Source organism: Pseudomonas sp. P7779 (assembly GCF_013386315.1).
Taxonomy (GTDB): Bacteria; Pseudomonadota; Gammaproteobacteria; order Pseudomonadales; family Pseudomonadaceae; genus Aquipseudomonas.
The window spans coordinates 122,510-146,330 of the sequence record NZ_JACARZ010000040.1 but is presented as its reverse complement, the minus strand read 5'-3'; the positions used below and the strand labels follow the sequence as shown (position 1 = coordinate 146,330).

General features: G+C 61.0%; 24 protein-coding genes. 9 read left to right on the top strand and 15 right to left on the bottom strand.

All coding sequences use genetic code 11. The annotated features are described in order from the left end of the window. Positions 1 to 122: 122 nt before the first annotated feature. Positions 123 to 1,061, top strand: coding sequence for a LysR family transcriptional regulator (locus HX869_RS13860; protein ID WP_008437943.1), 939 nt, complete (start codon positions 123 to 125; stop codon positions 1,059 to 1,061). Between the two features lie 110 nt (positions 1,062 to 1,171). Here HX869_RS13860 and HX869_RS13855 read toward each other — a convergent pair whose 3' ends face one another. The 3 genes from HX869_RS13855 to HX869_RS13845 are packed head-to-tail and all read right to left on the bottom strand — an operon-like array spanning position 1,172 to position 3,081. Continuing rightward, complete coding sequence (locus tag HX869_RS13855; protein WP_177040339.1) at positions 1,172 to 1,714, bottom strand: DUF2937 family protein; 543 nt, start codon at positions 1,712 to 1,714, stop codon at positions 1,172 to 1,174. Positions 1,715 to 1,725: 11 nt separating this feature from the next. Further along, a complete protein-coding gene (locus HX869_RS13850) occupies positions 1,726 to 2,502 on the bottom strand; it encodes a class II glutamine amidotransferase (protein WP_003210683.1) in 777 nt (258 codons plus the stop codon). Positions 2,503 to 2,532: 30 nt separating this feature from the next. Continuing rightward, the gene (locus HX869_RS13845) at positions 2,533 to 3,081 is read right to left on the bottom strand and encodes a hypothetical protein (RefSeq protein WP_003210682.1); all 549 of its coding nucleotides are present in this window, start codon (positions 3,079 to 3,081) and stop codon (positions 2,533 to 2,535) included. Between the two features lie 21 nt (positions 3,082 to 3,102). On the opposite strand from HX869_RS13845, the gene HX869_RS13840 reads away from it, so the two are divergent. Next, positions 3,103 to 5,157 carry a S9 family peptidase gene (locus tag HX869_RS13840; RefSeq protein ID WP_177040338.1) on the top strand — a complete coding sequence of 685 codons (2,055 nt, stop codon included), beginning with the start codon at positions 3,103 to 3,105 and terminating at the stop codon, positions 5,155 to 5,157. Positions 5,158 to 5,239: 82 nt separating this feature from the next. Then, positions 5,240 to 5,713, top strand: coding sequence for a cyclic nucleotide-binding domain-containing protein (locus HX869_RS13835; protein ID WP_003210680.1), 474 nt, complete (start codon positions 5,240 to 5,242; stop codon positions 5,711 to 5,713). On the opposite strand, the gene HX869_RS13830 is transcribed toward HX869_RS13835, so the two are convergent. Beyond that, positions 5,710 to 5,997, bottom strand: a complete 288-nt coding sequence (locus HX869_RS13830; RefSeq protein ID WP_003210679.1) for a hypothetical protein — start codon at positions 5,995 to 5,997, stop codon at positions 5,710 to 5,712. The two genes, HX869_RS13835 and HX869_RS13830, sit on opposite strands and share 4 nt — an antisense overlap. A gap of 78 nt (positions 5,998 to 6,075) precedes the next feature. Between HX869_RS13830 and HX869_RS13825 the strand changes: the two genes are divergently transcribed. Further along, positions 6,076 to 6,762 (top strand): spermidine synthase, encoded by a 687-nt coding sequence (locus tag HX869_RS13825; RefSeq protein ID WP_003210678.1) that lies wholly within the window; start codon positions 6,076 to 6,078, stop codon positions 6,760 to 6,762. Positions 6,763 to 6,796: 34 nt separating this feature from the next. Here HX869_RS13825 and rarD read toward each other — a convergent pair whose 3' ends face one another. Next, the gene (gene rarD, locus HX869_RS13820; protein ID WP_178903209.1) at positions 6,797 to 7,681 is read right to left on the bottom strand and encodes an EamA family transporter RarD; all 885 of its coding nucleotides are present in this window, start codon (positions 7,679 to 7,681) and stop codon (positions 6,797 to 6,799) included. A 574-nt stretch (positions 7,682 to 8,255) separates the two neighbouring features. After that, a complete protein-coding gene (locus HX869_RS13815; protein WP_178903208.1) occupies positions 8,256 to 9,170 on the bottom strand; it encodes a ParB/Srx family N-terminal domain-containing protein in 915 nt (304 codons plus the stop codon). Between the two features lie 148 nt (positions 9,171 to 9,318). On the opposite strand from HX869_RS13815, the gene HX869_RS13810 reads away from it, so the two are divergent. From HX869_RS13810 to HX869_RS13800, 3 genes are all read left to right on the top strand, one after another. Further along, positions 9,319 to 9,693: a YajD family HNH nuclease gene (locus tag HX869_RS13810; protein ID WP_003210675.1), complete on the top strand. Its 375-nt coding sequence runs from the start codon at positions 9,319 to 9,321 to the stop codon at positions 9,691 to 9,693. Positions 9,694 to 9,856: 163 nt separating this feature from the next. After that, positions 9,857 to 10,324, top strand: coding sequence for an RNA methyltransferase (locus HX869_RS13805; RefSeq protein ID WP_003210674.1), 468 nt, complete (start codon positions 9,857 to 9,859; stop codon positions 10,322 to 10,324). A 69-nt stretch (positions 10,325 to 10,393) separates the two neighbouring features. Next, positions 10,394 to 10,744, top strand: a complete 351-nt coding sequence (locus tag HX869_RS13800) for a DUF2892 domain-containing protein (protein ID WP_003210673.1) — start codon at positions 10,394 to 10,396, stop codon at positions 10,742 to 10,744. Positions 10,745 to 10,849: 105 nt separating this feature from the next. Here HX869_RS13800 and HX869_RS13795 read toward each other — a convergent pair whose 3' ends face one another. Together HX869_RS13795 and HX869_RS13790 are read right to left on the bottom strand one after the other, a co-directional pair. Then, complete coding sequence (locus tag HX869_RS13795; protein ID WP_178903207.1) at positions 10,850 to 12,088, bottom strand: hypothetical protein; 1,239 nt, start codon at positions 12,086 to 12,088, stop codon at positions 10,850 to 10,852. A 12-nt stretch (positions 12,089 to 12,100) separates the two neighbouring features. Then, a complete protein-coding gene (locus HX869_RS13790) occupies positions 12,101 to 12,550 on the bottom strand; it encodes a YcgN family cysteine cluster protein (RefSeq protein ID WP_003210671.1) in 450 nt (149 codons plus the stop codon). 153 nt (positions 12,551 to 12,703) lie between these two features. Between HX869_RS13790 and HX869_RS13785 the strand changes: the two genes are divergently transcribed. After that, on the top strand, positions 12,704 to 13,303 hold the full coding sequence (locus tag HX869_RS13785; RefSeq protein WP_003210670.1) for a nitroreductase family protein: 600 nt from the start codon (positions 12,704 to 12,706) through the stop codon (positions 13,301 to 13,303). Positions 13,304 to 13,383: 80 nt separating this feature from the next. On the opposite strand, the gene HX869_RS13780 is transcribed toward HX869_RS13785, so the two are convergent. The 6 genes from HX869_RS13780 to HX869_RS13755 form a co-directional block, all read right to left on the bottom strand. After that, positions 13,384 to 16,770, bottom strand: a complete 3,387-nt coding sequence (locus HX869_RS13780) for a hypothetical protein (protein ID WP_256736764.1) — start codon at positions 16,768 to 16,770, stop codon at positions 13,384 to 13,386. A 209-nt stretch (positions 16,771 to 16,979) separates the two neighbouring features. Then, the gene (locus tag HX869_RS13775; protein ID WP_003210668.1) at positions 16,980 to 17,912 is read right to left on the bottom strand and encodes a D-2-hydroxyacid dehydrogenase; all 933 of its coding nucleotides are present in this window, start codon (positions 17,910 to 17,912) and stop codon (positions 16,980 to 16,982) included. 117 nt (positions 17,913 to 18,029) lie between these two features. Continuing rightward, entirely contained in the window at positions 18,030 to 18,323 is a 294-nt protein-coding gene (locus tag HX869_RS13770; RefSeq protein WP_003210667.1) for a YcgL domain-containing protein, read from the bottom strand. Beyond that, positions 18,320 to 19,453, bottom strand: coding sequence for a ribonuclease D (rnd, locus tag HX869_RS13765; RefSeq protein ID WP_003210666.1), 1,134 nt, complete (start codon positions 19,451 to 19,453; stop codon positions 18,320 to 18,322). Before rnd ends, HX869_RS13770 begins: the two co-directional genes overlap by 4 nt. A gap of 122 nt (positions 19,454 to 19,575) precedes the next feature. Further along, positions 19,576 to 20,226 (bottom strand): class I SAM-dependent methyltransferase, encoded by a 651-nt coding sequence (locus tag HX869_RS13760; RefSeq protein WP_003210665.1) that lies wholly within the window; start codon positions 20,224 to 20,226, stop codon positions 19,576 to 19,578. Positions 20,227 to 20,371: 145 nt separating this feature from the next. After that, on the bottom strand, positions 20,372 to 21,745 hold the full coding sequence (locus HX869_RS13755) for a glutamine synthetase family protein (RefSeq protein WP_178903205.1): 1,374 nt from the start codon (positions 21,743 to 21,745) through the stop codon (positions 20,372 to 20,374). Positions 21,746 to 22,132: 387 nt separating this feature from the next. Here HX869_RS13755 and HX869_RS13750 point away from each other — a divergent pair, with 387 nt between their 5' ends. Then, a complete protein-coding gene (locus HX869_RS13750) occupies positions 22,133 to 22,909 on the top strand; it encodes a transporter substrate-binding domain-containing protein (protein ID WP_008437921.1) in 777 nt (258 codons plus the stop codon). Here HX869_RS13750 and cynR read toward each other — a convergent pair. After that, positions 22,884 to 23,750, bottom strand: coding sequence for a transcriptional regulator CynR (cynR, locus tag HX869_RS13745; RefSeq protein WP_178903204.1), 867 nt, complete (start codon positions 23,748 to 23,750; stop codon positions 22,884 to 22,886). The two genes, HX869_RS13750 and cynR, sit on opposite strands and share 26 nt — an antisense overlap. Between the last annotated feature and the right edge of the window lie 71 nt (positions 23,751 to 23,821).

Sequence of the window (23,821 nt, the reverse complement as noted above, 5' to 3'; positions counted from 1 at the left end):
CTCGCAACGATGTTGTCCCGAGCCCCAACGACGCTTATCGTGAGACAGCTCGATTTTTGGCGGTTGCGGCACGCTGCGTCCAACTAATAAAAAACAATCCATGCATAAGAAAAGTTGATCCCATGAATTTGAAGTTCCTCGAAACCTTCGTCTGGGTGGCCAAGCTCAAGAGCTTTCGCCTCACGGCAGAGAAGCTGTTCACCACCCAGGCCTCGATCTCCAGCCGTATCGCCGTGCTGGAAAGCGAGTTGGGGGTGAAGCTGTTCCTGCGCGATTCCCGAGGTGTGAGCCTGACGCCGGAAGGCTTGAAGGTGCTCGATTATGCCGAGCAGATGATGGCGACCATGCAAGGGCTCAAGCAGTCCCTGGAAACCACCAGCAGCAAGGTCGGGCGTATCCGCATCGGAGTGATGGACACGGTGATCCACACCTGGCTGAGCGCGCTGGTGGCAGAACTGACGGACAACTTTCCGCGGGTAGAAATCGAGTTGGTCGCCGATACCGCGCTGAACCTCAGCGATCAGTTGCAAAAAGGCTTTCTCGACCTGATCCTGCAAACCGACCTGCTGCGCCAGGAAACCTTGCGCAGCCTGGAACTGGCCAGCCACCCCATGGGCTGGATCGTCGCCAGCCACTCGATCTACAACCGCGACTACGCGTCCCTCGCCGAACTGGCCCAGGAGCGCATCATCACCTACTCGAAAAACTCCTGTCCGCACCAGGACGTGCTCAGCCTGATGCAGGCTAACGGCGTATCCGCCCCACGGATGAACTGTGTGAACTCGGTGTCAGCGATCACCCGCCTGCTGCGGGACGGGTTCGGGATTGGTGCGTTCCCGCCCGTATTGGTCAGTGAAGAGCTGGCACGAGGTGAATTGACCATGCTGCCCATGGAACAACGGCCGCCGAACCTGCAGGTGGTGGTGTCGTGGCGAGTGGGCGTGGAGTTGGTGGAGGAAATTGTGGCGCTGTGCCAGAGCGTGGTGCAGCAGTATGCGCAGAAGGTGGGCGAGGACTTGATGGTGTTGAGCAAACCCATGCCACTGAAGGAACCGATTTAAAACTGTGGGAGCGGGCTTGCGCGCGAATGCGGTGTGCCAGCCAACCCCTATGTCACTGACGCACCGCATTCGCGAGCAAGCCCGCTCCCACAATTTGACCGCGTCAGCCTTTAAAGCCCCTTGAGGTCCCGCTCTTCAATCGGTCGGCTCTGGCGCAGGCGCTTGCCGCCCAACACCACCCAGTCGATCAGGCGGAACAGGCACTCGATGCCGAACGACAACAACATCGCCCCGCCCAGGCCCCAGCCCATGGCTTCCGGGGTCAGCAACAGCATGTAGCTGTAGCCGTTCCAGGTTTCCTGGCGAATCGCCGGGTCGGCGGCCACCGCCACTTGCAGCGCGCGGATGTACCACGGGCCCTGCATCGCCTGGAACTGCTTATCCAGCGCTGCCTGGCGGTCGAGCAAGGTGCCCAGGCTGTTGGCATCGCTGCGAAACACCGGGTCGTCACTGGCACGGTAATGGGCCACCAGCGCCTGCAAGTCACCGTTGAAGAACTGTTGCGCCGTGGCATCGAAGCCGCGCAAGCCGGTCTGGGCTTCGATCAAGTGGGCTTCGACGCGCTTGGCGTAGTCGCTGATAAACCCCGGCACCTGCACACCGACCAACAGCCCCACGGCAAACAACACCAGTCGCAAATAGCTGAGCAACATATTCGACGTCCTTATTCCGTTTTACCTTGGCTGACACATTCGCCGCGCCGCCACAGGCTCCACTGGCCCGGTTCGTAGCGGGTCCAGGTCTCGTTTTCGGTCAGGGGTTCGGTGGCAATTACCGTCACCACGTCATTGGGGGTGGTTTCGGCCTGAAAATCGACGATCACGTCGACATCTTTCAACCGTGCAGGGCCAAATGGCGCACGCCGGGTGATCTGTGCCAGTTTGGTCGAGCAATAGCAGAACAGCCAGTCACCGTCGCTGAGCAGGCAGTTGAACACGCCCTTGCTGCGGTATTCGCTGCAGGCGGCGATCAGGTCCGGCAGCACCTGTTCGATGTCCACCGGTTCCGGGAACGCTTCACGGACTCGGTTGAGCAAATCGCAGAACGCCGCTTCGCTGTCGGTATCGCCCACCGGGCGGTAGAACGTGGCGCGGGGGTTGAAGTCCGCCAGTTGACCGTTATGCGCAAAGCACCAGTTACGGCCCCACAGTTCACGGACGAACGGATGGGTATTGGACAGGCACACCTTGCCCACATTGGCCTGGCGGATATGGCCAATCACCACTTCACTCTTGATGGGATAACGCTGCACCAGCAGCGCGACTTCCGATTCGCTGCTGGCCGCCGGGTCCTGGAACAACCGCAGGCCACGGCCCTCGTAGAAGGCGATGCCCCAACCGTCGCGGTGGGGCCCGGTACGTCCGCCGCGCTGCATCAGCCCGGTGAAGCTGAAGACGATATCGGTCGGTACGTTGGCACTCATGCCCAATAATTCACACATGCCAGGCTTCTCGATACAGGGCGTACAACGTTAAAGGCGCGGTTCGACCCGCATACCGCTGACAGGTGCCGGGCGACCGTAACGCTCATCGGCGAAGGGTTCGTCGTCATCCTCCGGCTCGGCAGCAGCGGCTGCCGCAGCGGCGGCCTTCTGCTCACGACGAACCCTGGCGGCACGCTCGATGGGCCAGCGGATCAGCACGAACACCAGGTACACGCCGAACGCGATCATGCAATACATGAACAGATCGGAAATCGCCCGCCAGGCGTTGTTGCCGACCTTGAGCACCAGGTCCAGGGCGGTGATGGCCACGGCCGGGGCGAACTGGGTCTTCACCGGGTCGACGATGGTCGGGCTGAACAGCAGCACCGCCACCAGCAACCGCAGTGGCTCGCGCAGCCAGCGCCACATCCAGCGGGTCATGGCAAACCACACCAACAGGCAACCCAGGGCTGCGAAGGCGTAGAGGCCCCAAGCGATCAGATAGTCGTTCTCGGTCATGGTGTCCATGGCAAGGTAGGCAAACAGGCCGCTATGATAACGGCTTTTCAGTGCCGAGGCTGCAATGCCGTCGGCCAACCGCCAGACAGAGAGTGATCCATGCCCCCATCGACCCACATCACTGCCGCCCCGATCGCCCGCAAGGCCCCAGGCACCGACCCGTATGCCTGGCTGCAAGCGCGTGACAGCGCCGAGGTGCTCGATTACCTCAAGGCGGAAAATGCCTGGCAAGAAGCACAATTGTCCGACCAGCAGGCGCTGCGCGAGACCCTGTTCGAGGAGATCAAGGGCCGCATTCTCGAAACCGACCTGTCCCTGCCCTCGCCCTGGGGCCCGTACCTGTATTACACCCGCACCACCGCCGGCGACGAATACGCCCGCCACTACCGCTGCCCGCGCCCGGCGGACGACAGCCAACAGGTCGACGAAAGCGCGGAAGAGCTGCTGCTGGACCCGAACGTACTGGCCAATGGCGGCTTTTTCTCCCTCGGCGCCTTCAGCATCAGCCCGGACCACCAGCGCCTGGCCTACAGCCTGGATACCAGCGGCGAAGAGATCTACACCCTCTACGTGAAGGAATTGGCCACCGGCAAGGTCAGCGAACTGGAGTTTGAAGACTGCGATGGCAGCATGACCTGGGCCAACGACAGCCTGACCCTGTTCTTCACCGAACTGGACGACACCCATCGCCCGCACAAGCTGTATCGCTATCGCCTGGACGGCACTGCCGCCGAAGAAGTGTTCCACGAGCCTGACGGACGTTTCTTCCTGCACTGCTACCGCTCCAGCTCCGAGCGTCAGTTGCTGCTGGCCCTGGGCAGCAAGACCACCAGCGAGATCTGGGCCCTGGACGCCGAAAAGCCGCAGCAGGCGTTTACCTGCATGGCGCCACGGGTCGAAGGCCATGAATATGACGTCGACCACGGCAAGCTGGACGACCAGTGGACCTGGTTTATCCGCAGCAACCGTGACGGCATCAACTTTGCGCTGTTCCAGGCGGCCGACACCGGCAGTGTGCCGACCCAGGACGACTGGCTGAACCTGATCCCCCACGACGACGCGGTAATGCTCGATGGCGTAAGCCTCAATGCCCGGGCCATGACCCTGAGCCTGCGGATCGGCGGCCTGCCGATCATCGAAGTGCACCCACAGGGGCAAGCCGCTTATCGCGTGGAGTTACCGGACGCGGCCTACAGCCTCTATGTGCAAAACAGCCTGGAATTTGCCAGCGACAAGATCCGCCTGCGCTATGAGGCCCTGAACCGCCCGGCCCAGGTTCGTCAGCTGGAACTGGCCGGCGGCGCACAACAAGTGCTCAAGGAAACCCCGGTGCTGGGCGTGTTCAACGCCGACGACTACGTCAGCCAACGCCTGTGGGCAACGTCGGCCGATGGCACTCAGGTGCCGATCAGTCTTGTCGTCCGACGCGACCAGTTGGGTAAGCCGACGCCCCTGTATCTGTACGGCTACGGCGCCTACGGCCACAGCCTCGACCCGTGGTTCTCCCACGCCCGCCTGAGCCTGCTGGACCGTGGCGTGGCCTTCGCCATTGCCCATGTACGCGGCGGCGGCGAACTGGGTGAGGCCTGGTATCGCGGCGGCAAGCAGGAGCACAAGCAAAACACCTTCAGCGACTTTATCGCCTGCGCCGAACACTTGATCGCCCAGGGCCTGACCACCTCCAAGCAACTGGCCATCAGCGGCGGCAGCGCCGGCGGCCTGTTGATCGGCGCGGTGCTCAATCAACGCCCGGAGCTGTTCCAGGCGGCGATTGCCGAAGTGCCGTTCGTCGATGTGCTCAACACCATGCTCGACCCCGAGTTGCCGCTGACCATCACCGAATACGACGAATGGGGTAACCCTGAAGAGCCGGAGGTGTATGAGCGGATCAAGGCCTACGCGCCGTACGAAAACGTCAGCGCCCAGGCCTACCCGGCGACGCTGGTGATCGCCGGCTACAACGACAGCCGCGTGCAGTACTGGGAAGCGGCGAAGTGGGTGGCCAAGCTGCGCGACACCAGGACCGACGACAACCTGTTGCTGCTCAAGACCGAACTGGGCGCTGGCCACGGCGGCATGAGTGGTCGTTACCAGGGATTACGTGACGTAGCACTCGAATATGCATTTGTTTTCAAGGCGCTGGGGCTGATTTAAGGAACTCCGCCTGGCGGGCCGGTCTGAACACTTGACCGCCGGGCGCGCCCTGCACGATTTATGGACAAAGACTGTAAGCCTCATGCCAGAACCGACCTTACTCAATAACGAAATCCGCGACATGCTGATGGATTGCGGCCTGTTCGACCCGTTGCTGCCGGAAGACTTCCACGTAGCGGCGGGCTATTTCAACATCAGCAGCATCGCCCGCGATGAGGTGATTTTCCTCGAGGGCGACGCGGGCACCTTCATGTGCATCATTCACTCAGGCCAGGTGGCGGTGCAGAAGACCAACCATGCAGGCCAGCGCCTGACTATCGCCACCTTGCGCAGCGGGCGGACCTTTGGCGAGATGGCTGTGCTGGACGGCGAGCGCCGCTCCGCCAGCTGTGTGGCGGCCAGCGATTGCGTGCTATTGAACCTGGGCAAGGATTCCCTGGAAAAGATGCTCAACGATGCACCGAAAATCGCGGCCAAGATCATTCGTGCGATTGCTATCGCCCTGTCCAGGCGCCTGCGCATGGCGGACGGGCAATTGCTGTCCCAGCAGTTTTAGCCGCCCGGGGTCTTGGGCTTGATGTCGTTTTGCTGCAAGCCGGGGATCGTCTGGTCCTTCGGCGGCGCGGGCAGCACGATCGGTGCCAACAATGGCTCACCGCTGCCGGCCGCCTTTGGCGTTGCCGGTGGCGTGACTTGCGGATAAGGCGTGGGCGTTGCAGTACCCGGTGAACCCGCCGTAGGCGCGGGGGTAATCGGCACGGTTTGCGACTCCTGAGCCTGGGCCACACCGCCAAGGGCGAGCGCGCTCCACACAATGACCGTTAGAATGCTGCACTTCATCGATGGCTCCATGGCCTGACCGTAAAGTCGTAAGGCTACTCCCAACCGCGCAAGAATGCCCTTCCCAATGAGATTTCCATGAAACGTTTCGTTCTGCTGGACACCACTCCGATCCCCGACAACGGCGGTGCCTTGTGCCTGTTCGAATACGGTGAGGATTTTGTCATCAAGATTCAGGGCGGTGACGGTGGCCAGTTGATGAACACGCGCATGCACGGTTCCGAGGATGCGCTGGCGGAGATTCCGTGCCGCAAAGTCGCCGGCCGGCCCGGCTCCAGGGTGTTGATTGGCGGCCTGGGCATGGGTTTTACCCTGGCGGCAGCGCTCAAGCATTTGGGCAAGACTGCCGAAGTGGTGGTTGCCGAGCTGGTGCCCGGCGTGGTCGAGTGGAATCGCGGGCCACTGGGGGAAAAGTCCGGCCGCCCGCTGCTGGACCCGCGCACCGTGATCCGTCTGGAAGACGTGGCCAAGGTGCTGCAGGCCGAGCCCCAGGGGTTTGACGCGATCATGCTGGACGTCGACAACGGCCCCGAAGGCCTGACGCAAAAAGCCAACAGCTGGCTGTATTCCGCCGGTGGCCTAAGCGCCTGCGCCAAGGCGCTACGGCCCAAGGGCGTGCTGGCGGTGTGGTCGGCCAGCGCCGACAAGCAGTTCAGCGACAAACTGCGCAAGGCCGGCTTCAAGGCCGAGGAAGTGCAAGTGTTTGCCCATGGCAACAAGGGCACGCGGCATACCATCTGGATTGCCGAGAAACTCAAGGGCTGAAACAGCCGCCTGAATTCACTGCGCGGGTCGTAGGTCAGATCGACCGGCGCAGTCGATTCAAATGCCTCAAGCCTTCCAGCACCAACACCACCACGGCCAGCCAGATCGGCAGGTAGGTCATCCATTGGCCCGGTTTGAGGGCGTCTCCCAGCATCAGCGACACGGCCACCAGCAGCACCGGCTCTGCGTAACTGAGCAAACCGAACAGGCTGAACGGCAACAGCCGGCTGGCCAGGATGTAGGAATAACCCGCCGCCGCGCTGACCAACCCCATGAGTGGCACCAGCCAATAGAGCGCCGGGCGCTGCGCCAGGGTCTCGTTGATGGGCTCACTACCGAGGACGAACCACAGCGCGACCGGAATCATCAGCATCATGTCCAGCCACAGCCCGCCGAGGTTGCCGGTGCCACAACGCCTGCGCAGCACGAAATACAGCGGATAACCGACGCACACCACCAGGGTGGTCCAGGAGAACCCGCCCGTGCGATACAGCTCGTTGGCCACGCCCACCGCCGCCAGCGCAGCGGCAATTTTTTGCAGATGGGAAAGGCGTTCGCCGTAAACGATGCGCCCGGTGATGACCATGGTCAGCGGTAACAGGAAATAGCCCAGCGACACATCCAGGCCGTGGCCATTGAGGGGCGCCCACATGAAGATCCACAACTGCACACCCACCAGGGCACTGGTGAGCACGACACAAGGCAGCAATGCGGGTTTCTCCCGCAGACGCTTGTAGATCAACGGCACCCACTTCCAGTCTCCGGAGAGGCACAGCAGCAACGTCATGAAGGGCAAGGAGATGAGCATTCGCCAGCCAAATATCTGCTGGCCATTCAAGGGTTCAAGAAGGGAGGTAAAGAAATACAGCACACCAAACAGGAAGGAAGCGGAAACCGCCAGAACAACGCCTTTAGACACAACAGCCTCTACAAAAAATTGCATGCATTCAATTGAAGCAGGCCGTTGCATTCACGCAGTGTGAATGTCAGTGAGATGAACATCAGAAGTTTATTAACGGGCACCATAAACTTACAACTTGCACAGGACACCTATCCCGAATCTTCAAGTTATAACAACAGGGTAACGCGTCGATTTTTTATTATTTGCACGACGATCATCAGACACTTCAACCACCCGACTTCGGTTATTGGAAGCAGTACGCTCTGGATGAGCGCTTCTGATTTGAAACGCCACAACGTCAACCACGGGGGGTTGATATCGTGAAAGGAAAGCCCGGCTTGCGGGAAACTGACAGTCGCCAGGAAAGACCTGACGTATTGACTACCTGACGCCACCACAGAACACACTAACGGCAGTAGGCCAAGAGGCGCCACATTAAACAAACTGGCAAAGTTAGTCCAACACTTTATCACCCTGAAGCCAATTAAATGCCCCACGGCATTTAAATCGATATTTGCCGGATCTTTACTGTATATTAAGCCGTTATACGCCCGACAGAAACAGCACAAGGCCGCCCCTGCCGGTTCGTCACTTAGTTACTTCTACTGTCGATAACGTAGGGCACTTTCTTCTTGAACGTATCGTTCAGTTCTTTGCGGTCAAGTGACGTGAAGCCGCCCAACTGCCGGGCGCTGAAGCCGCTGTCCCCTACCGGTGCCTCGGGCGCCAGGCTGACCATGCGCTTGGCTACCGCCTCGATTGCCTTTTCATACCCGCCTTGCTTGTTCAGGTTGAACGCGCCGAGGTCAATCTGCGTGCGCAACCATCCTCCCCAGTAAAACTCCAGGAATTCCGGCACCACCTCACCAGAGGTCGGCTTGCCGTAGGACGCCTTGCGGGAGAAGTAAACCAGGCTGCGGAACATATCGTCGCCGAGGTCCTTGAAGCCCAGGTGTGCCGGAATTTGCTCAGGCGTGATGGTCTTGCCCTGGCCGTCCTTGAGCCAGACCTTGCGGCCCTGCTCCATGCGTTTCCAGAAAGTCGCCAGGTCGGGACTGTCGCTGAAGTTATCGGTGACCCGCACCCACATCTTCAGTTTGGCGCCGGCACCTGGCTGCTCCCACAAGGTACTGAACGAGTGGTGGCCGTCAGTGAGGTACAACTGGCCAGCGGGGCCGACCACCACGGTTTTCATGTCCGCCACGTGAGCGCCCACCGGGTCTTTGCAGGTGAAGCTGCCTGGCTTATGCAGATCGGCATCTTCAGGCACCTTGTCGACACCGCCCTGGCCGTTGGTTTCACAATATTCGTCGAACACTTTTTTGGGCGACTCGGCAAATACTCCCAGCTTGTAATGAATCTGATCAAAACCGATGACGGCCTGGGTCGGGTGGAGCTGCTCCAGCTCCACATCGATCACCTCGCCTGGCTGGGGCGTGGAAAACGCCTGGACCTGAACACTGACGGCGCACAACAGCAGCGCCCACAACCATGAATGCATCCGCATGAGTACCGCTCCTTATGAATTCAGTTCGTCGATACTACAAACAATCCCCCTCACCGGCATGACCGCGCCTGAAAAAGCCGGAGGTTTATTAGCCCGCAAGCAGCTAGAATCAACGCTATCCGTGATCCACTAAAAGACAGGAGCCATGATGAGCTCGACCAACCCGCCCTCCCACACCGCCAAGCTGGATCGCATCCTCGCCGATGCCCAGCGCGACCGGGAAATGGGCTACCGCGACAAAGCCCTGAAGATGTACCCCCACGTGTGTGGCCGCTGCGCCCGTGAATTCGCCGGCAAGCGCCTGAGCGAACTGACCGTGCACCACCGCAACCACAACCATGACGACAACCCCCAGGACGGCTCCAACTGGGAGTTGCTGTGCCTGTATTGCCACGACAACGAACACTCGCGTTATACCGACCAGCAGTATTTCGGCGAAGGCTCCACCAGCAGCCCGACGATCGCCAAGGCGACGCACAACCCGTTTGCGGCGTTGGCCGGGTTGATGAAGAAAGACGACTGAGTATCTTCGCTGAATGTGACGGCCTCATCGCGGGCAAGCCCGGCTCCCACAAGGGATTGCATTCCAAATGTGGGAGCCGGGCTTGCCCGCGATAGCGATCGCCCAAGCAATGCATTAGCCCGAGGCCGTATAATCGCGGTTTTTCTCGAAGGCACCCTTTCCCGTGGGCAATAAACGCTACAGCTGCATCGGTCTGTACAACCCCAAATCCCCCGAAAACGTCGGCTCGGTGATGCGCGCCGCCGGCTGCTACGGCGTGGCCTCGGTGTTCTACACCGGCAAGCGCTATGAGCGGGCCCGGGACTTTATTACCGACACCAAGAAGGTCCACCACGACATTCCGCTGATCGGTATCGACGACCTGAAAAAGATCCTGCCCCTGGGCTGCATCCCCGTCGCCGTCGAGCTGGTGGAAGGCGCCCGCCCTCTCCCCGAATACACCCATCCAGACCGTGCGCTGTATATCTTCGGCCCGGAAGACGGCTCCCTCGACAAAGAGATTCGCGACTGGTGTGAAGACGTGATCTACATCCCGACCACCGGTTGCATGAACCTCGCCGCCACCGTCAACGTGGTGCTTTACGACCGTCTGGCCAAGGGCAACAACACCCGTTCGGGCCCCAAATACTGATTTTTTGGGAACATCCGCGGCCTGTGTGCAGTCAGCTGCATATCAATCAGCCCTTGTTGGAGACAGATCATGAGCGACAGCAAAACCCTGCGACCCGTTATCCGGTCCACCCCGTTCGAGCCCCAACCCACGCAAAACGTCCAGGGCTGGGAACGCATCGGCTCCCTGGCTGGCGGTGTGGTGATGATGGGCAAAGGCCTGCGCCGTGGCGGCTTTTTCGGTTTGATCCAGGTGGCGATTGGCGGCGTAGCGCTGGCACGCGGGATCAGCGGGCATAGCTCGGCGAAAGAGTTGCTGGAGCGCAGCCGCCAGGAAATGAACAGCGTGCGGACCAAGATCGAACGCGCCGGTGAGGAACTGAAAAACCTCAAGACCAAGGCTGAAGTGGCGGCTGAAAACGCCAGCAAAACTGTGGGTTAACCCGATCAAAAGTGGGAGCGGGCTTGCTCGCGAAAGCGGAGTGTCAGTCACTGACTGTGTTTCTGATACACCGCTTTCGCGAGCAAGCCCGCTCCCACCTTGGTTTCAGTGCAGCAGTTTGGTATCGAGTACTACCGACGACTCGCCAATAATGCTCTCCCCCAGCTGCACGAATTCATTTGTGCTGATGCTGTTCAAGCGCATCACCGCCTGGGTCAAATCATCCAGCGAACGCTTGTTGTGGGTTTTCACACGAATCTCGCGGTCCAGCTCCTGCAACAACACCACCGCTCGTGAGACGGTCGCGCTATTGGCGTGCTCGACCCGCAGGGTGGTCACGTCCTTGCCTTCGTTGGCCAGCCGGGCCTGCAGGGCGGCATAACGATCGTCGCTGATCCCCCCTGCGCGGCGCATCAGTTCAATAGCGTAGTACTGCGCCAAGCCCTCGCTGATCCAATCGCTGCCCTGGTGGTCGTTGAAGCGGCCGATAGCCTGCACCACTTCACGGATCAACGGGCTGCTGCCGTTCTCGCTGACCAACGGCGTACGGCTGTTGAGGTAAATCGAGTCCCGCGCCGAATACGCACCGCGCCTCATCGGGTCACTGGCGCCCACCACCAGCAATTTCGCCGGGTGCCGTGGGAATGCCGCTTGCACTTGCGGCCAGACAAACGTCAGCAAGGTCAGCACATCCATGCGATGCATGCCTTGCCCTTTGGGCGACGCCACGGTGATTTCGGTTTCCCCCAGGCGCATCCTGCGACTGCCCAGCGTACCCGCGAGCATCCAGCCGGTGGGCCGGTCAAACAGGCGGGAAACGTTATCGATGCGGAATTTGTTCTTGCCGATGCGCGGCCAGGACGTCTCGACGCTTTTCCAGCCGGCAGGCAGTTCAAACACCAGGCGCGACACCAGTTCAATGCCGTCCTGTTGATCCAGACGTGCAGTGGGCACCAGGTCTTCGCCGCGAAACAGCGCCCAACTCGGGGTCATCCGCGCTTCATAGACGCCTTTCTTGCGGGCGTGGGTGAGGCGTACACGGTAGGTCAGGCTGGCCTTGTCGGCACTCGGTTGCCACAGGCCGCGGCTGTCACCCGGGGTAATGCCCGGCAACACTTGCCACTGGCCATCGGCCTTGAAGTCGCTGTAGTCGCCGTCGCGGCCCAGGTCGAAGTTGAGGCTGCGCACCGCCGAGCCCTGGGACAGGCTCAGGCGCACTTCTGCCTGATCACTTTGGGGCAACAGCTTGACGTGATAGTCCAGGTCAACTTTCTTCGCCGCCCACGCCGGCGCACTCAATACCAACAACAGCAGGCTCGCCGCCAGCCTGGCTCCAACCGTCATACACACTCCTTCTCAGCCTGCACGAAAAATCAGGTAATCCTCCCAGTCATCCTCGGGCACGCTGCCTTCGCTGAGCATGCGCCCGGACTGGGAAATGCGTTCCTGGTGCACAGCGTCGCGATCGCCGCAGACCAGGTGGTGCCACAGCGGCAAATCCTTGCGCTCGCTGACCAGCCGGTAACCGCAGGTGGGCGGCAGCCATTTGAATTGGTCGGCCTGGCCCGGAGTGAGCTGGATGCAATCGGGCACCGAGGCGCGACGGTTGGGGTAATCGGTGCACTGGCAGGTTTTCAGGTCCAGCAGTTTGCAGGCGATGCGCGTGTAGTAGACGCTGTTGTCGTCTTCATCCTCGAGCTTTTGCAGGCAGCACAGGCCGCAGCCGTCGCACAACGACTCCCACTCATCCTGGTCGAGTTGTTCGAGGGTTTTGCGGATCCAGAAAGGTTCGACTTTGGCGGCCATGGCTCTACATCAATATCGGTATGTTAAAAGGCCGCCAGTCTAGTGCCCATGGCCCCCGGGGCCAAGCGCTTACGACTGTCGGTAGAACAAGACTTGTCAGCCACCCGGCGGCGAAGTAGTTTTGAACCCCGGTTTTTCATCAGGATCAGCCCAATGAGCAGCAACCCACGCGTCGCCGACTATCCGATCCACCCACAATTCACCGACCGCTGGTCGCCGCGCGCCTTCACCGGCGAAAGCATCCCGGTGGACACCCTGTTGAGCTTCTTCGAAGCCGCGCGCTGGTCACCTTCGGCCTACAACTCGCAGCCATGGCGTTTTCTCTATGCGCGCCGCGACACGCCGAACTGGGAACGTTTCCTGGGCCTGCTGAACGAATTCAACCGTGGCTGGGCGCAGCATGCCTCGGCCCTGGTGATCGTCGCGTCGAAGACGACCTTTGCCGTGCCTGGTGCCGCCGAAGAAACCCCGGCCCTGTGGCACACCTTTGACACCGGCTCGGCCTGGGGCCACCTGGCGCTGCAAGCCAGCCTCAGCGGCTGGCACACCCACGGCATGGCCGGTTTCGACCAGGAACTGACCCGCAAGGAACTGAAGATTCCTGAAGGTTACGCCCTGCACGCTGCCGTGGCGATTGGCAAGCTCGGCGACAAATCGACCCTGGCCGACTACCTGCAAGCCCGGGAAACCCCGAGCCCGCGTCGTCCATTGAACGAGCTGGTGTCCGAAGGCGACTTCAACCACCAGGACTGAACACGCTCTGGCAGTCGTTGACGGTCACGTCAAAACCCTGCTGCTGCGATCACAGCAGGGTACACCCGCCACAAGTGCAGCTACGCCTTGGCGATCAGCGCGTAATAGGCCCTGCGCAGCTCGTCTCGATCACGCTTGTACATACTGACGAGAAACGGTGTCATGTCTTCAAGACCGTTTGCGTTCAAGTCCACTGGATAGATTTTATTATCCCTCGCTGAATACAGGAAATTACTTAACTGCAGATCGTTGTGGTAAAGATTTTTCTGTTCCATGCGCCGAAATGCGTCATCCAGTAAAAGCCTGGCCTCTGGGGGCAAACTTCCCCTTGCCAGGGTATTTACATCCACCCCGTCCAGCTTGCCCATTTTCAAATAACGGCGACCATTTTCAAATATCGTGGTTGCAAAGCCGTCACCGTAATAGCTGTTCAGGCACAGGGTCTCGTTATCGACAAAGTCGTCGGCAGAAGTCATGGATGAAGGGCCATAGTCCTTATAGACACTTTTCCCGTCGAGACTGTCGTAGATCGTCCCCTCACCGCCCCCGCCAATTTCCGGCCCCAGGTCTGATGCCACAGAAGGCGGGTTACCGCCGCGTGCCCCCAGGCGCTGCCATTGGTCCCCCTGAAGGTGCTGCACCAGCAACGGCGTTTGCCGGTTGTTGTGATAAATCTGCGCCTGTACGGCACCGTCGGCGGTGCGAGTCACTTGCCGCACTTCGTAGACCGCAGTGTTGCCGGCAGTATCGGTATGGCGGATGTGGGACAAGTGACCGTCCGCCGCCACATAGATCCCCTGACTGTTGCGCGCAAGCCCGGCTATTTTCGATTCGGCCACGCTGTAGTCGCCAAGCAACCGGTTGTTCAGGGCGCTGCCCTGCTCGGCAGGCGTGGTGATGATCGCCCCATCCATCGCACTCGTTTTTGCGGTGAAGCCTTCAAGAGGGCTGCCGTAAGGCCGCATCCTGTCCACATCAAACGCATACCATCGACCGTTCTGGAGTACCGCGCCTCCATCAACGCTTTGCCCGGCGACCTTGAAGGTACCCGTCGCTGCTGCGTCATAGTGTTTACTGGCAGCCTTCAACAGGTCATAGCTGCCGCTCGCGCCCCTGAGCTTGTTGACCACCTCTGCACCCGTGGCGCGTACAAAGTTGGCGCCTTTGCCCAGCAATCGGGCACCGCCCGCGACCAGTTCGCTGAAGCCATCCAATGGGTTGAATGCTTGAATGGCAGCCACACCGATGACTTTTGCCACTTGAATGGCCTTGGCGGCGGCGCTCGCGACCTTGGCCCCCGCCTTCGTGACTTTCGCCGCCACACCCGCGCCCGCCGTGACAAAACCAAAGACATCCAGCGCCAGGTCACTGGCCCCTTCCAGGTGGTTACCCCTGGAAAAATTCACGATGGCGGACCTGAGCGGAATCAGGTCAAGAAAAAAGTGGGTGACGTTCCACTCGGTTGCCATTTGTTTATCGAACGAGGTGACACCCCGGGCATAGGTTTTTATGTCATCACTGTCGAGATCAAGATGCTCAACAAAGGCATCGGCGATGTGCTGGGTTCGCGCACTGGAAAAACTGGGGGGCGGCGTTGACAAGCCGTCCTGGCTCTTTTGGCCAAGGGCAGCCTCGCTCACGGTCTTGGGCTTGAAGGGCTCCGTCTTGAACTCCTTGTTGGCCTGCCGCTCGCGTTTTGTTGTTAACTCCGAGGCCGGCACCGACTTGATTGCACCTGCGTTCAAATCAATTTCATAAACGGTGTTGCCATTTCTTCCGGTGGCCTTGACCCACAGTTTGTTTTCCGCGCCCTGCCGTTTTTTAGAGGTGAAGTCGAGGCCCAGTTCATAAGTGTTTTTCTGAAAAAACTCGAGCTTTGCAAACTCCAGGTTTTCCCGGTCAACCAAGGGCAGTGTTGCGACAAGGTGCTTGATGACGCTGCGAACCCCTTGCTGGCGAGAAGTGATTGCTTGTTCAAATTCTTCGTTGAAGATTTTGTTCACGCTGAAATCCAGGCTCTTGCCTTTGATTGCCTCGGCAATGCTCGGGTCCCTGGTTTCCCATGGGTATTGGCCAAGTCCGCTCATGGCGATGTCCAACAACGAGAAAAGCCCGCCGGGCGCCCGGTTCGGATCATAAAGTGGTTGGGCTGACGGTTGTTTCGAGTCAACGATCTTCAGTCGTTTCTCTTCAAAAGGTACGTGTTCGCCAAACCGCTCCTTCAAATGGGCCAACGCAATGTCTTTACGGCTTGGAATCTCCGCTTCCAACAAACCGGTAGCCGCAAGCGTCGACTTCAGTTGTGCGTTGAATGCCGTCCTTGCACGGTCTATCTCATCGTCGCTGTAACGATCACCTGGCTGGCATGTGACGATCCCGTTGACCACGGCCCAGTCCACCAATGCCGCCTTTTGTGCATGTTCGGCGGCGGCTCGATTCGTCAGGATCGCGTTTTCCGCGCTGGACATGACTTGGGCAAAGGTCATGTGCGCCACCTTTCCGGGGAACTGCGCCTCTATGGCCGCCGCTGCGACCGCGAGACTTACCCAGGCCGGGCTGCCGTAGGTCACGCGGTCGGGGATGTCCTTGATCAAAAACTCGGGCGCCTTTCGTGCCAGTAACAAATAGGCGCCGGCCTTGGCCATCTCGGGACTGGTCTGGTGATTTTCGTGCAGGAAAGTGCTCAGGCGCTCGAGCACTGCCGAAGCCGGCCTGCCCCAGTGGGCGTGTTGCGCGAGGTCGAAACCTGCCACACGGTTACGGTGCGGCGCCGTAATGGACTCGGGATCCAGCAGCAGGTGGATTGCGCTCAGTACGTATTCGTTCACGCTGGCATCGGTGGCGACGCCCCCGAGCTGATCCCGGATGGCTTGCCCCAGTGCCTGCCCGCGGGTGGAGCTGACGAGGGTTTCGAGTGCCTTGGCAGGATCAGCCAATGCCTCGCCCGACAACGGCTGGTTCGCGTTCAGATATTCCAGTACACCCACGCTTGCGCCGATGTGTGGTGCATTGGGGTTCTGGCTGCCATGGTCGGTAGCCGCCGCCAGTAACCTGCGCTGTTCAGCGGCGCTCATGGGAACAGGCCAGGACAACCCGCCGCCAAAATTGCCGAGCGGATGCTCCAGTGCCCTGTCACTCACCGCATGGGCATGACCGGTCAGCTGAAAATGATTGGTGGGCAACCCCAAGCCGATACTTCCGAGAAAGGTCTCTACCGTCGGCGCTTTACCCGCCTGGGTCGGGTAGGACGAGTCGGGGTGTATTTGCATCGGTGTCGTTTGCAGCGCGGCCAGCACCGCTTGAGGGCTGGCATTCACGCCAAGACGGCTGGCGATTTCGTTGAGCTTCTGGCCCAGTGTCCGCAGATTCTCGCGGTCGCCCAACGCCGCGGTGAGACCGGATTGCCGGGGGACTGGGGCGAGGGCCTGCGTATCGCGATCGGCCGTAGCACCCAGAGCAGAGGGCAATAGAGGGAGCTCCGCCGGCTCGGTAGAAAGCAGGGAAAGTTGCGAAGTTACCCGTGGAGGGAGAGACACAGTGCCAGCATTCAACATGAGAATGTACCCATCTGGAGAGGGGTACGAGCCTCACATACGGCCTGCGAAACGAACATCTGATTAGTGTTTGCAGAAATTTGTAAGCGCCCGGCAACACGCGTTGCCGGGCCTTCGCGCTGTCAGTAACCGCGCTCGAAACTCACTTCGCCGCGCAACGTTTCCTGCGCCTGGTACGCGCGCAAATTCTCGACAAATAATTGCACCATCATCCCCGGCGAAGTCGGCGCCGAGCTGTGGCCGGTCAACAGCAAGCCCCAGGCAGTCCAGAACGGATGGCGCTGGGGCAATGGCTCCTGACGGCAAACGTCGATCACCGCGCCGGCCAGATGACCTTCCTTCAACGCTTCCACCAGGTCTGCATCGACCACCGCCACGCCGCGCCCGACGTTGATGAACAACCCGGTCGGCTTGAATTGCTTGAACAGCGCCGCATTGTACAAATCGTGGGTGTTCGGTGTGTTAGGCAGCAGGTTGACCACGTAGTCCACCTCACCCACCAGGCGCGGCAACGCGTCGAGCCCGGCAACTTCGACAAACGGCGCCTGCTCACGGGCCTCACTGGCAATGCCGTACAGCTCAACGCCAAACGGCTGCAGGAATTGCGCAACGCTGCGGCCGATATCACCGGTACCGACGATCAGCACTTTGCGCCCCGCCAGGCTCTGGCCCATGCGGTTATCCCACTTGCGCTCGACCTGGCTGACCAGCCGCGCCAGCACTTCACGCTCATGGCCAAGCATGTAAGTCAGCACGTATTCGGCCATCACCTGGCCAAAAATGCCCACGGCGCGGGTCAGGCGGTAATCCCGCGGCAGGCCGTCGGCCAGCAGCGGCGTAATGCCGGCCCAGGTGGATTGCAGCCATTGTGGCTGGTGCCCCTGGCGCAGCAAGGTGGCCAGAAGATCCGGCTGGCCCAGCCACACCGGGCAATCGGCCGCCAGGCGCGACAATTCGGCGGAGTCGCCACTGGTCATGACCTCAAGGTCCGGCGCCGCTTCGCGCAGCAGCCGGGCGTACAGCGGGTGATCGTGTTCAGCAATCAGAACGCGCATGGTTCAAACCTTTCAAAAACACTGCAGGCGGCCGCCGGTCCAGTTCACTGTACCGTGCGGCCGCCGCCAAAAATTGAATTCCATTGATGAATGTGCCCCGGACGGGGCACTGACCGATCACATCGGGTCATTGCGTCGCAGCAGCTCTTCGGGCAAGTGTTCGATGTACTCGTCCTCGGCCGGCGGCATTTGCAGGTGGTAACCCTGCTTTTCGAGGTTCTCCAGAACCACGGTGATGTCCTCGCGGGACAGCTTGCGCTCCGGGCTCAGCACCAGGTCGAAGGCGTGGTGCGGCTTGCCGAAGGCGGCCAGCAGACTTTCCGGCACGCGCTCCAGTGCATCGCTTTTCAGCACGTAGAGGTACATCTCGTTTCGTTTGAGGCTGCGATAGATGGAGCAGATACGTTTCAAGGCTGTTCTCCGGCAGTGGCCAGGCTGTCCAGCAGCGCCTGGCCCATCAGTTCGCGGCGCCAGCCACGCAGCGAATCTGGCAATTGGTAAGGCCCCTCGGGGTAGCCGCTCTTGACCAGGGCTTCAAGGGTTTTCTTGCGCAGCATCAGTTCCGGCGCCATGTCCAGGCGTTCGGCCTCGGCCTGGCCCAGGGCGCGCAGTTGCTTGATCAGCGTGGCGGCGTCCACCGGCAATGGCTCGGCAACCGCCGGTGGCCACTGGTCCATGGGCACGCTGCCGGCGCGCTTGATCAGGCCCAGCAGGAACTCGCCGTCCTGGCGCACGGTGCGCGGGTGCATGTCTTCGATCTTGCCCAGCGCGGCGAGGTTATCCGGCTGGGATTTGGCCAGGGGCCATAACGAGTGCTCACGGATGATCCGGTTGCGCGGCAGGTCACGGGCACGGGCTTGCTGTTCGCGCCAGGCGCACAGTTCCCGCAATACGGCGAGCTGGGCACGGGAGAGTTTCCAGGCGAGCTTGGCGTCACGGTAAACCTCGTACGGGTCGACTTCGCGGCGCAGGTTGGCCACCAGTTCGGCACCGTCTTCCAGGACCCAGGCGTATTTGTCGTCGGAAAGCTTCGGGCGCAGGCGTGTGTAGACTTCTGCCAGGTGCACCGCGTCTTCGGCGGCGTAGCTGATTTGCGTCTCGGACAATGGCCGCTGCAACCAGTCGGAGCGGGTCTCGCCCTTGGGCAACTCGATATCGAGGACGGCTTGCACCAACCGCGAATAGCCCATGGAGAAACCGAGGTTCAGGTAGGCCGCCGCCAGTTGCGTGTCGAACAACGGCACCGGCAGGCTGCCGGTCAGGCGCAGCAACACTTCCAGGTCTTCGCTGCACGCGTGTACCACCTTGATCACCGCCGGGTTCTCCAGCAAGGCGGCCAGGGGTTGCCAGTTGTCGATGGTCAGGGGGTCGATCAGGTAAGCGCGCACGCCATCACCGATCTGGATCAGCCCGGCAATGGGATAAAAAGTGTCGACCCGCATGAATTCGGTGTCGAGGGCGACGAATGGCAACTGCTGCCATTCGGCGCAGTGCTGGCCGAGGCTATCGTTGTCGCAGATCCAGTGAATATCGATGGCCACACGGCTCTCCCTTGAAGAATGGCGCGCAGTATATATCGCGAAAGGGAGTTGCGAGCATTCGCAGTACAGCATCCGCCATGAAAACTCTTATAGGAGCTGAAGAATAGTCCGACAGTCGGTACTTATCCTCTCTTACGCAGGACATACACCCGCCACATGGCTGAGCCGGGCATGAACTCCTGTTGACCGAGGACCTTGAAACCCGCCAGGCGAAACTCCGCCTCCACTTGCGCCCGGTGGCTGGCAACTGCCGCCGGGCCAGGCTGCAACGCCCGGTAGCCGCTGTCGCTGTTGACCGAAACAATTACCGTGTCGCGGCTTACCCGATGAAACTCACCGAGCAGGGCCAGGCGCCCTTCTGCCGTTGGCACATGGCGAAACAACTCCAGGCAAAAAATGCAGTCCACCGCGTTGGCCGAAAGGCCGATGGAAAATGCCGAGCCCTGGAAGGTCTTGATCCGCTTGAGCAAGCCCGGCGCGTGGTGGGTACGGGCGTGGTCGAGCATGTCCTGGGAATTGTCCGACGCCAGGATCACCCGGTTGCTGTGCTCGGCCAGCACCGGCCAAAAGCGCCCGGAGCCGCACGCCAGGTCGAGAATCAGCCCTGGCTCGCCGGCGATCTTCAGTGCACGGCGCACCAATTGCTCATCGCGCCACAACCCCAGGCGCCGCAACAGCCCCGGCGGACGCGTGTCGGCGCAGACCAGGGCATGCTGCTGGCCAGCGCGTTCGGCAAATTCAATCTCGATGGAAGACGGCGGTTGCGACGGCATCACACGACTCTGTTAATGGATCAGACATTCGCAGCTTAACCACCGTCTCGTGAAAAAAAGGTCGAAGGATTGTTCGCCGTTAATGCAGAACCAGTATCCAGCCCGCTGCCTGTCTGTTAACTGTCTGTGATCAGCGCCTTCATCTTCAGGCCTGGTGCAGATACCAGCGCCAATCCTGCTCGCCCACCTCGCCCATGAACTGACGGTATTCGGCCCGCTTGACCGCCAGGTACACGCCGAGGAATTCGCCGCCGAACGCCTCCCGCGCCCAAACCGAGCCTTCAAGCGCACGCAAGGTGGTCAGCCAATCGGTGGGCAGCAACTCCTTGGCCTGGGCATAACCGTTGCCTTCCACCGGCGCGCCGGGGTCGCGCTGTTCGCGGATGCCCCGGTGGACACCGGCCAGAATCGCGGCCGCCGCGAGGTACGGGTTGGCGTCGGCGCCGCAGATACGGTGTTCGATATGCCGGGAAAACGCCGGCCCGCCGGGCACCCGCAGCGTGACGGTGCGGTTGTCCACGCCCCAGGTCGCGGCCAGCGGCGCGTAGCTGTTGGTCTGGAAGCGTCGATAGGAGTTGGCGTTGGGGCAGAACATCAGCAACGAGTCGAGCAAGGTGCTGAGCATGCCGCCCACCGCGTGGCGCAACAGCGGCGTGCCGTCGGGCGCTTCGCTGGCAAACAGGTTATTGCCGTCGCGGTCGGCCAGGCTGACGTGCATGTGCATGCCGGTGCCGGCCAGATCGTCAAACGGCTTGGCCATGAAACACGCGGTCATCCCGTGCTTGTGGGCTACGCCCTTGACCAGGCGCTTGTAACGCACCGCCTCGTCCATGGCTTGCAGGGCATCGCTGCGATGTTCCAGGGTGATTTCCACCTGGCCCGGGGCGTATTCGGAAATCGCCGTGCGCGCCGGGATACCCTGGAGTTTGCAGGCGCTGTAGAGGTCGGCGAGGAACGGTTCGATCTGCTCCAGCTCCCGCAGGCCGTAGACCTGGGTCGAGCGCGGGCGCCCGCCGTCGACATCCCGCGCCGGTTGCGGGCGGCCGTTGCTGTCGGGTTTCTGGTCGAGCAAATAGAACTCCAGCTCCGCCGCCATCACCGGGTAATAGCCGTCGGCCTTGAGGTCGTCAATCACCCTGGCCAGCAGGTGCCGGGGATCGGCCACGGTAGCGGGCATGCCTTCGGTGGGGTGCATGCTGACTTGCACTGCTGCCGTCGGGATCAGGCGCCACGGCATGCGCTGCAAACTGCCGCTGACCGGGTAGGCGCGGCAGTCGATATCACCGACTTCCCAAACCAGCCCGGAGTTCTCCACGTCGTCGCCATTGATGGTCAGGCCGAGGATGGTACTCGGCAGCGGCCGGCCACTTTCATAGACCGCCAGCAGTTCATCGCGGTGCAGCAGTTTGCCGCGAGGCACACCGTTGTTGTCGAGGATGAACAGCTCGAACATCTCGATATCCGGGTTCTGCTCAAGAAAGGACTGGGCTTCGTGCAGGGTGGCAAAGGGCGTGCTCATGGGCATTCTCATACGTTCGCGTCAGGCAGGCGCGCGGGCGCTGCCGGGCAGATGCGCGGGGCATCCATTCGGGCAAATCAACGTAGGAGAAAGGTGTCCGGTGGGCGCGCGTGGCGGCAGTGCCAGAGCGCCCAGAAGGCGAGTTCGGAAGGGAGGGCATCAGCGGTGACTCGACGACGATCCGGACGGCTGGACGCGGTGGCGCCTGGCGATGTCTCAGGGTGTGTGTCGGGGGAACCGTCCATGCGGGATTCACAGTAAAGAGATGCCGGGCAGCCTCACACGCGAGGTTAAGCCGTTAAATCCAGTCTTGATGGAGTTTGGTTGTGCCGTGGCTAAACATTTGCAAATAATGGCGGCCCTCCCCATGCCCAAGGACCCGACCGCATGAAAGCATTGCTGACCCTTTCCCTGCTGGCCGGCCTGTCTGCCCAGGCCCTGGCCGACAGCCCCGCGTCGCGCCTGGATGAAGTGCTCCAGCGCGGCGAAATGAGCGTCTGTACCACCGGCGACTACAAGCCCTACAGCTATTTGCGCCCGGACGGCAGCTACGAAGGCATCGACATTTCGATGGCCCAGTCCCTGGCCAAGAGCCTTGGGGTGCAGGTGAAGTGGGTGCCGACCACCTGGAAAACCCTGATGCCGGACTTCCTGGCCCAGCGCTGTGATATTGCGGTGGGTGGTATTTCAGTGTCCCTGGAGCGGCAGAAAAAGGCGTTTTTCAGCCAGCCATTGGGCGTCGACGGCAAGATCCCGCTGGTGCGTTGCGCCGATGTGCAGCGCTATCAGACGGTGGAGCAGATCAACCAGCCGCAGGTACGCGTGATCGAGCCTGCGGGCGGCACCAATGAAGTATTTGCGCGGGCGCATTTGGGCAAGGCACAACTGACGCTGTTCCCGGATAACGTGACGATTTTCGAGGAACTGCTGGCGAACAAGGCGGACGTGATGATCACCGACGCCAGCGAGGCGCGGTATCAGCAGAAGCTCAAGCCGGGACTGTGCGCGGTGAATCCCGAGCGGTACATGCAGTACAGCGAAAAAGCGTTCCTGCTGCCCCGCGATGATGTCGCATGGAAGAGTTATGTGGACCAGTGGCTGCACTTGAGCACGGTGACCGGCGTGTACGACGGCATCATCAATCAGTGGCTGGCTGCGCCCTGACCAGCTCGACAAACGCCTTGCACGCCGCACTGCGATAGCCTCCCCTGCGGCTGAGCAACGCCGCCGTGCGTTGCGGCAACGGCGGGCTCAGCGGCACCGCCTGCAACCCCGGCTGCACCTGGGCAATCGCGCTGGGCAGGATGGTCGCCAACTGCGTATTTCGTACGATTTCGATAATCGCGCTGATGGAATTGGCCTCCATGGTAATCAGCGGTTTCACCGCCTGGCTGCGAAAATACTCATCGATATAGCGACGCGTGGCGAAGCCGGCATTCAGCAGCACCAACGGCTGCTGGAGCCACGACTGTCGATCAATGCCGGGATGACCGGCGCTCACCACTACGCTCAACGCCTCGACAAACACCCCTTCACACTCGATATCCGGCAAATGCTCGCCGGTAAAACCGATGCCGATATCCAGCAAATCCTCCGTCAGTGCCGCCTCCATGCGGTCCTGGGTCAGCTCCTCGACACTCACTGTAATCCCCGGATACAGCCCGTTAAATCGCGCCAGCAGCGGCCCGATCAGGTAAGCGGTAAATGTCGGCGTCATCGCCAGGCGCAAGCTGCCACGGCTCAGGTCCTGCACGTCATGCATGGCGCGGGTGCCGGCCTGCAGATCCTGCAAGGCCAGGCGCGCAAACCGCACATAGGCCTCGCCTGCATCGGTCAGGCTGACGCTTCTGCCGGAACGGTCCAGCAGTGGCGCACCGAGAGTGTCTTCCAGTTGCCGGATCTGCTGCGACAAGGTCGGCTGCGACACATGCAGCGCCTCCGCCGCCCGGGTGAAATTACGGTGCTCGGCAACGGCCAGCAGGTAGCGGATATGACGCAGCAACATGGAAGGCGCTCCAACTATAGGCATGACTTATAGAAACCATAATAAGCCGGTCTTGGACGCTATAGCTGAAA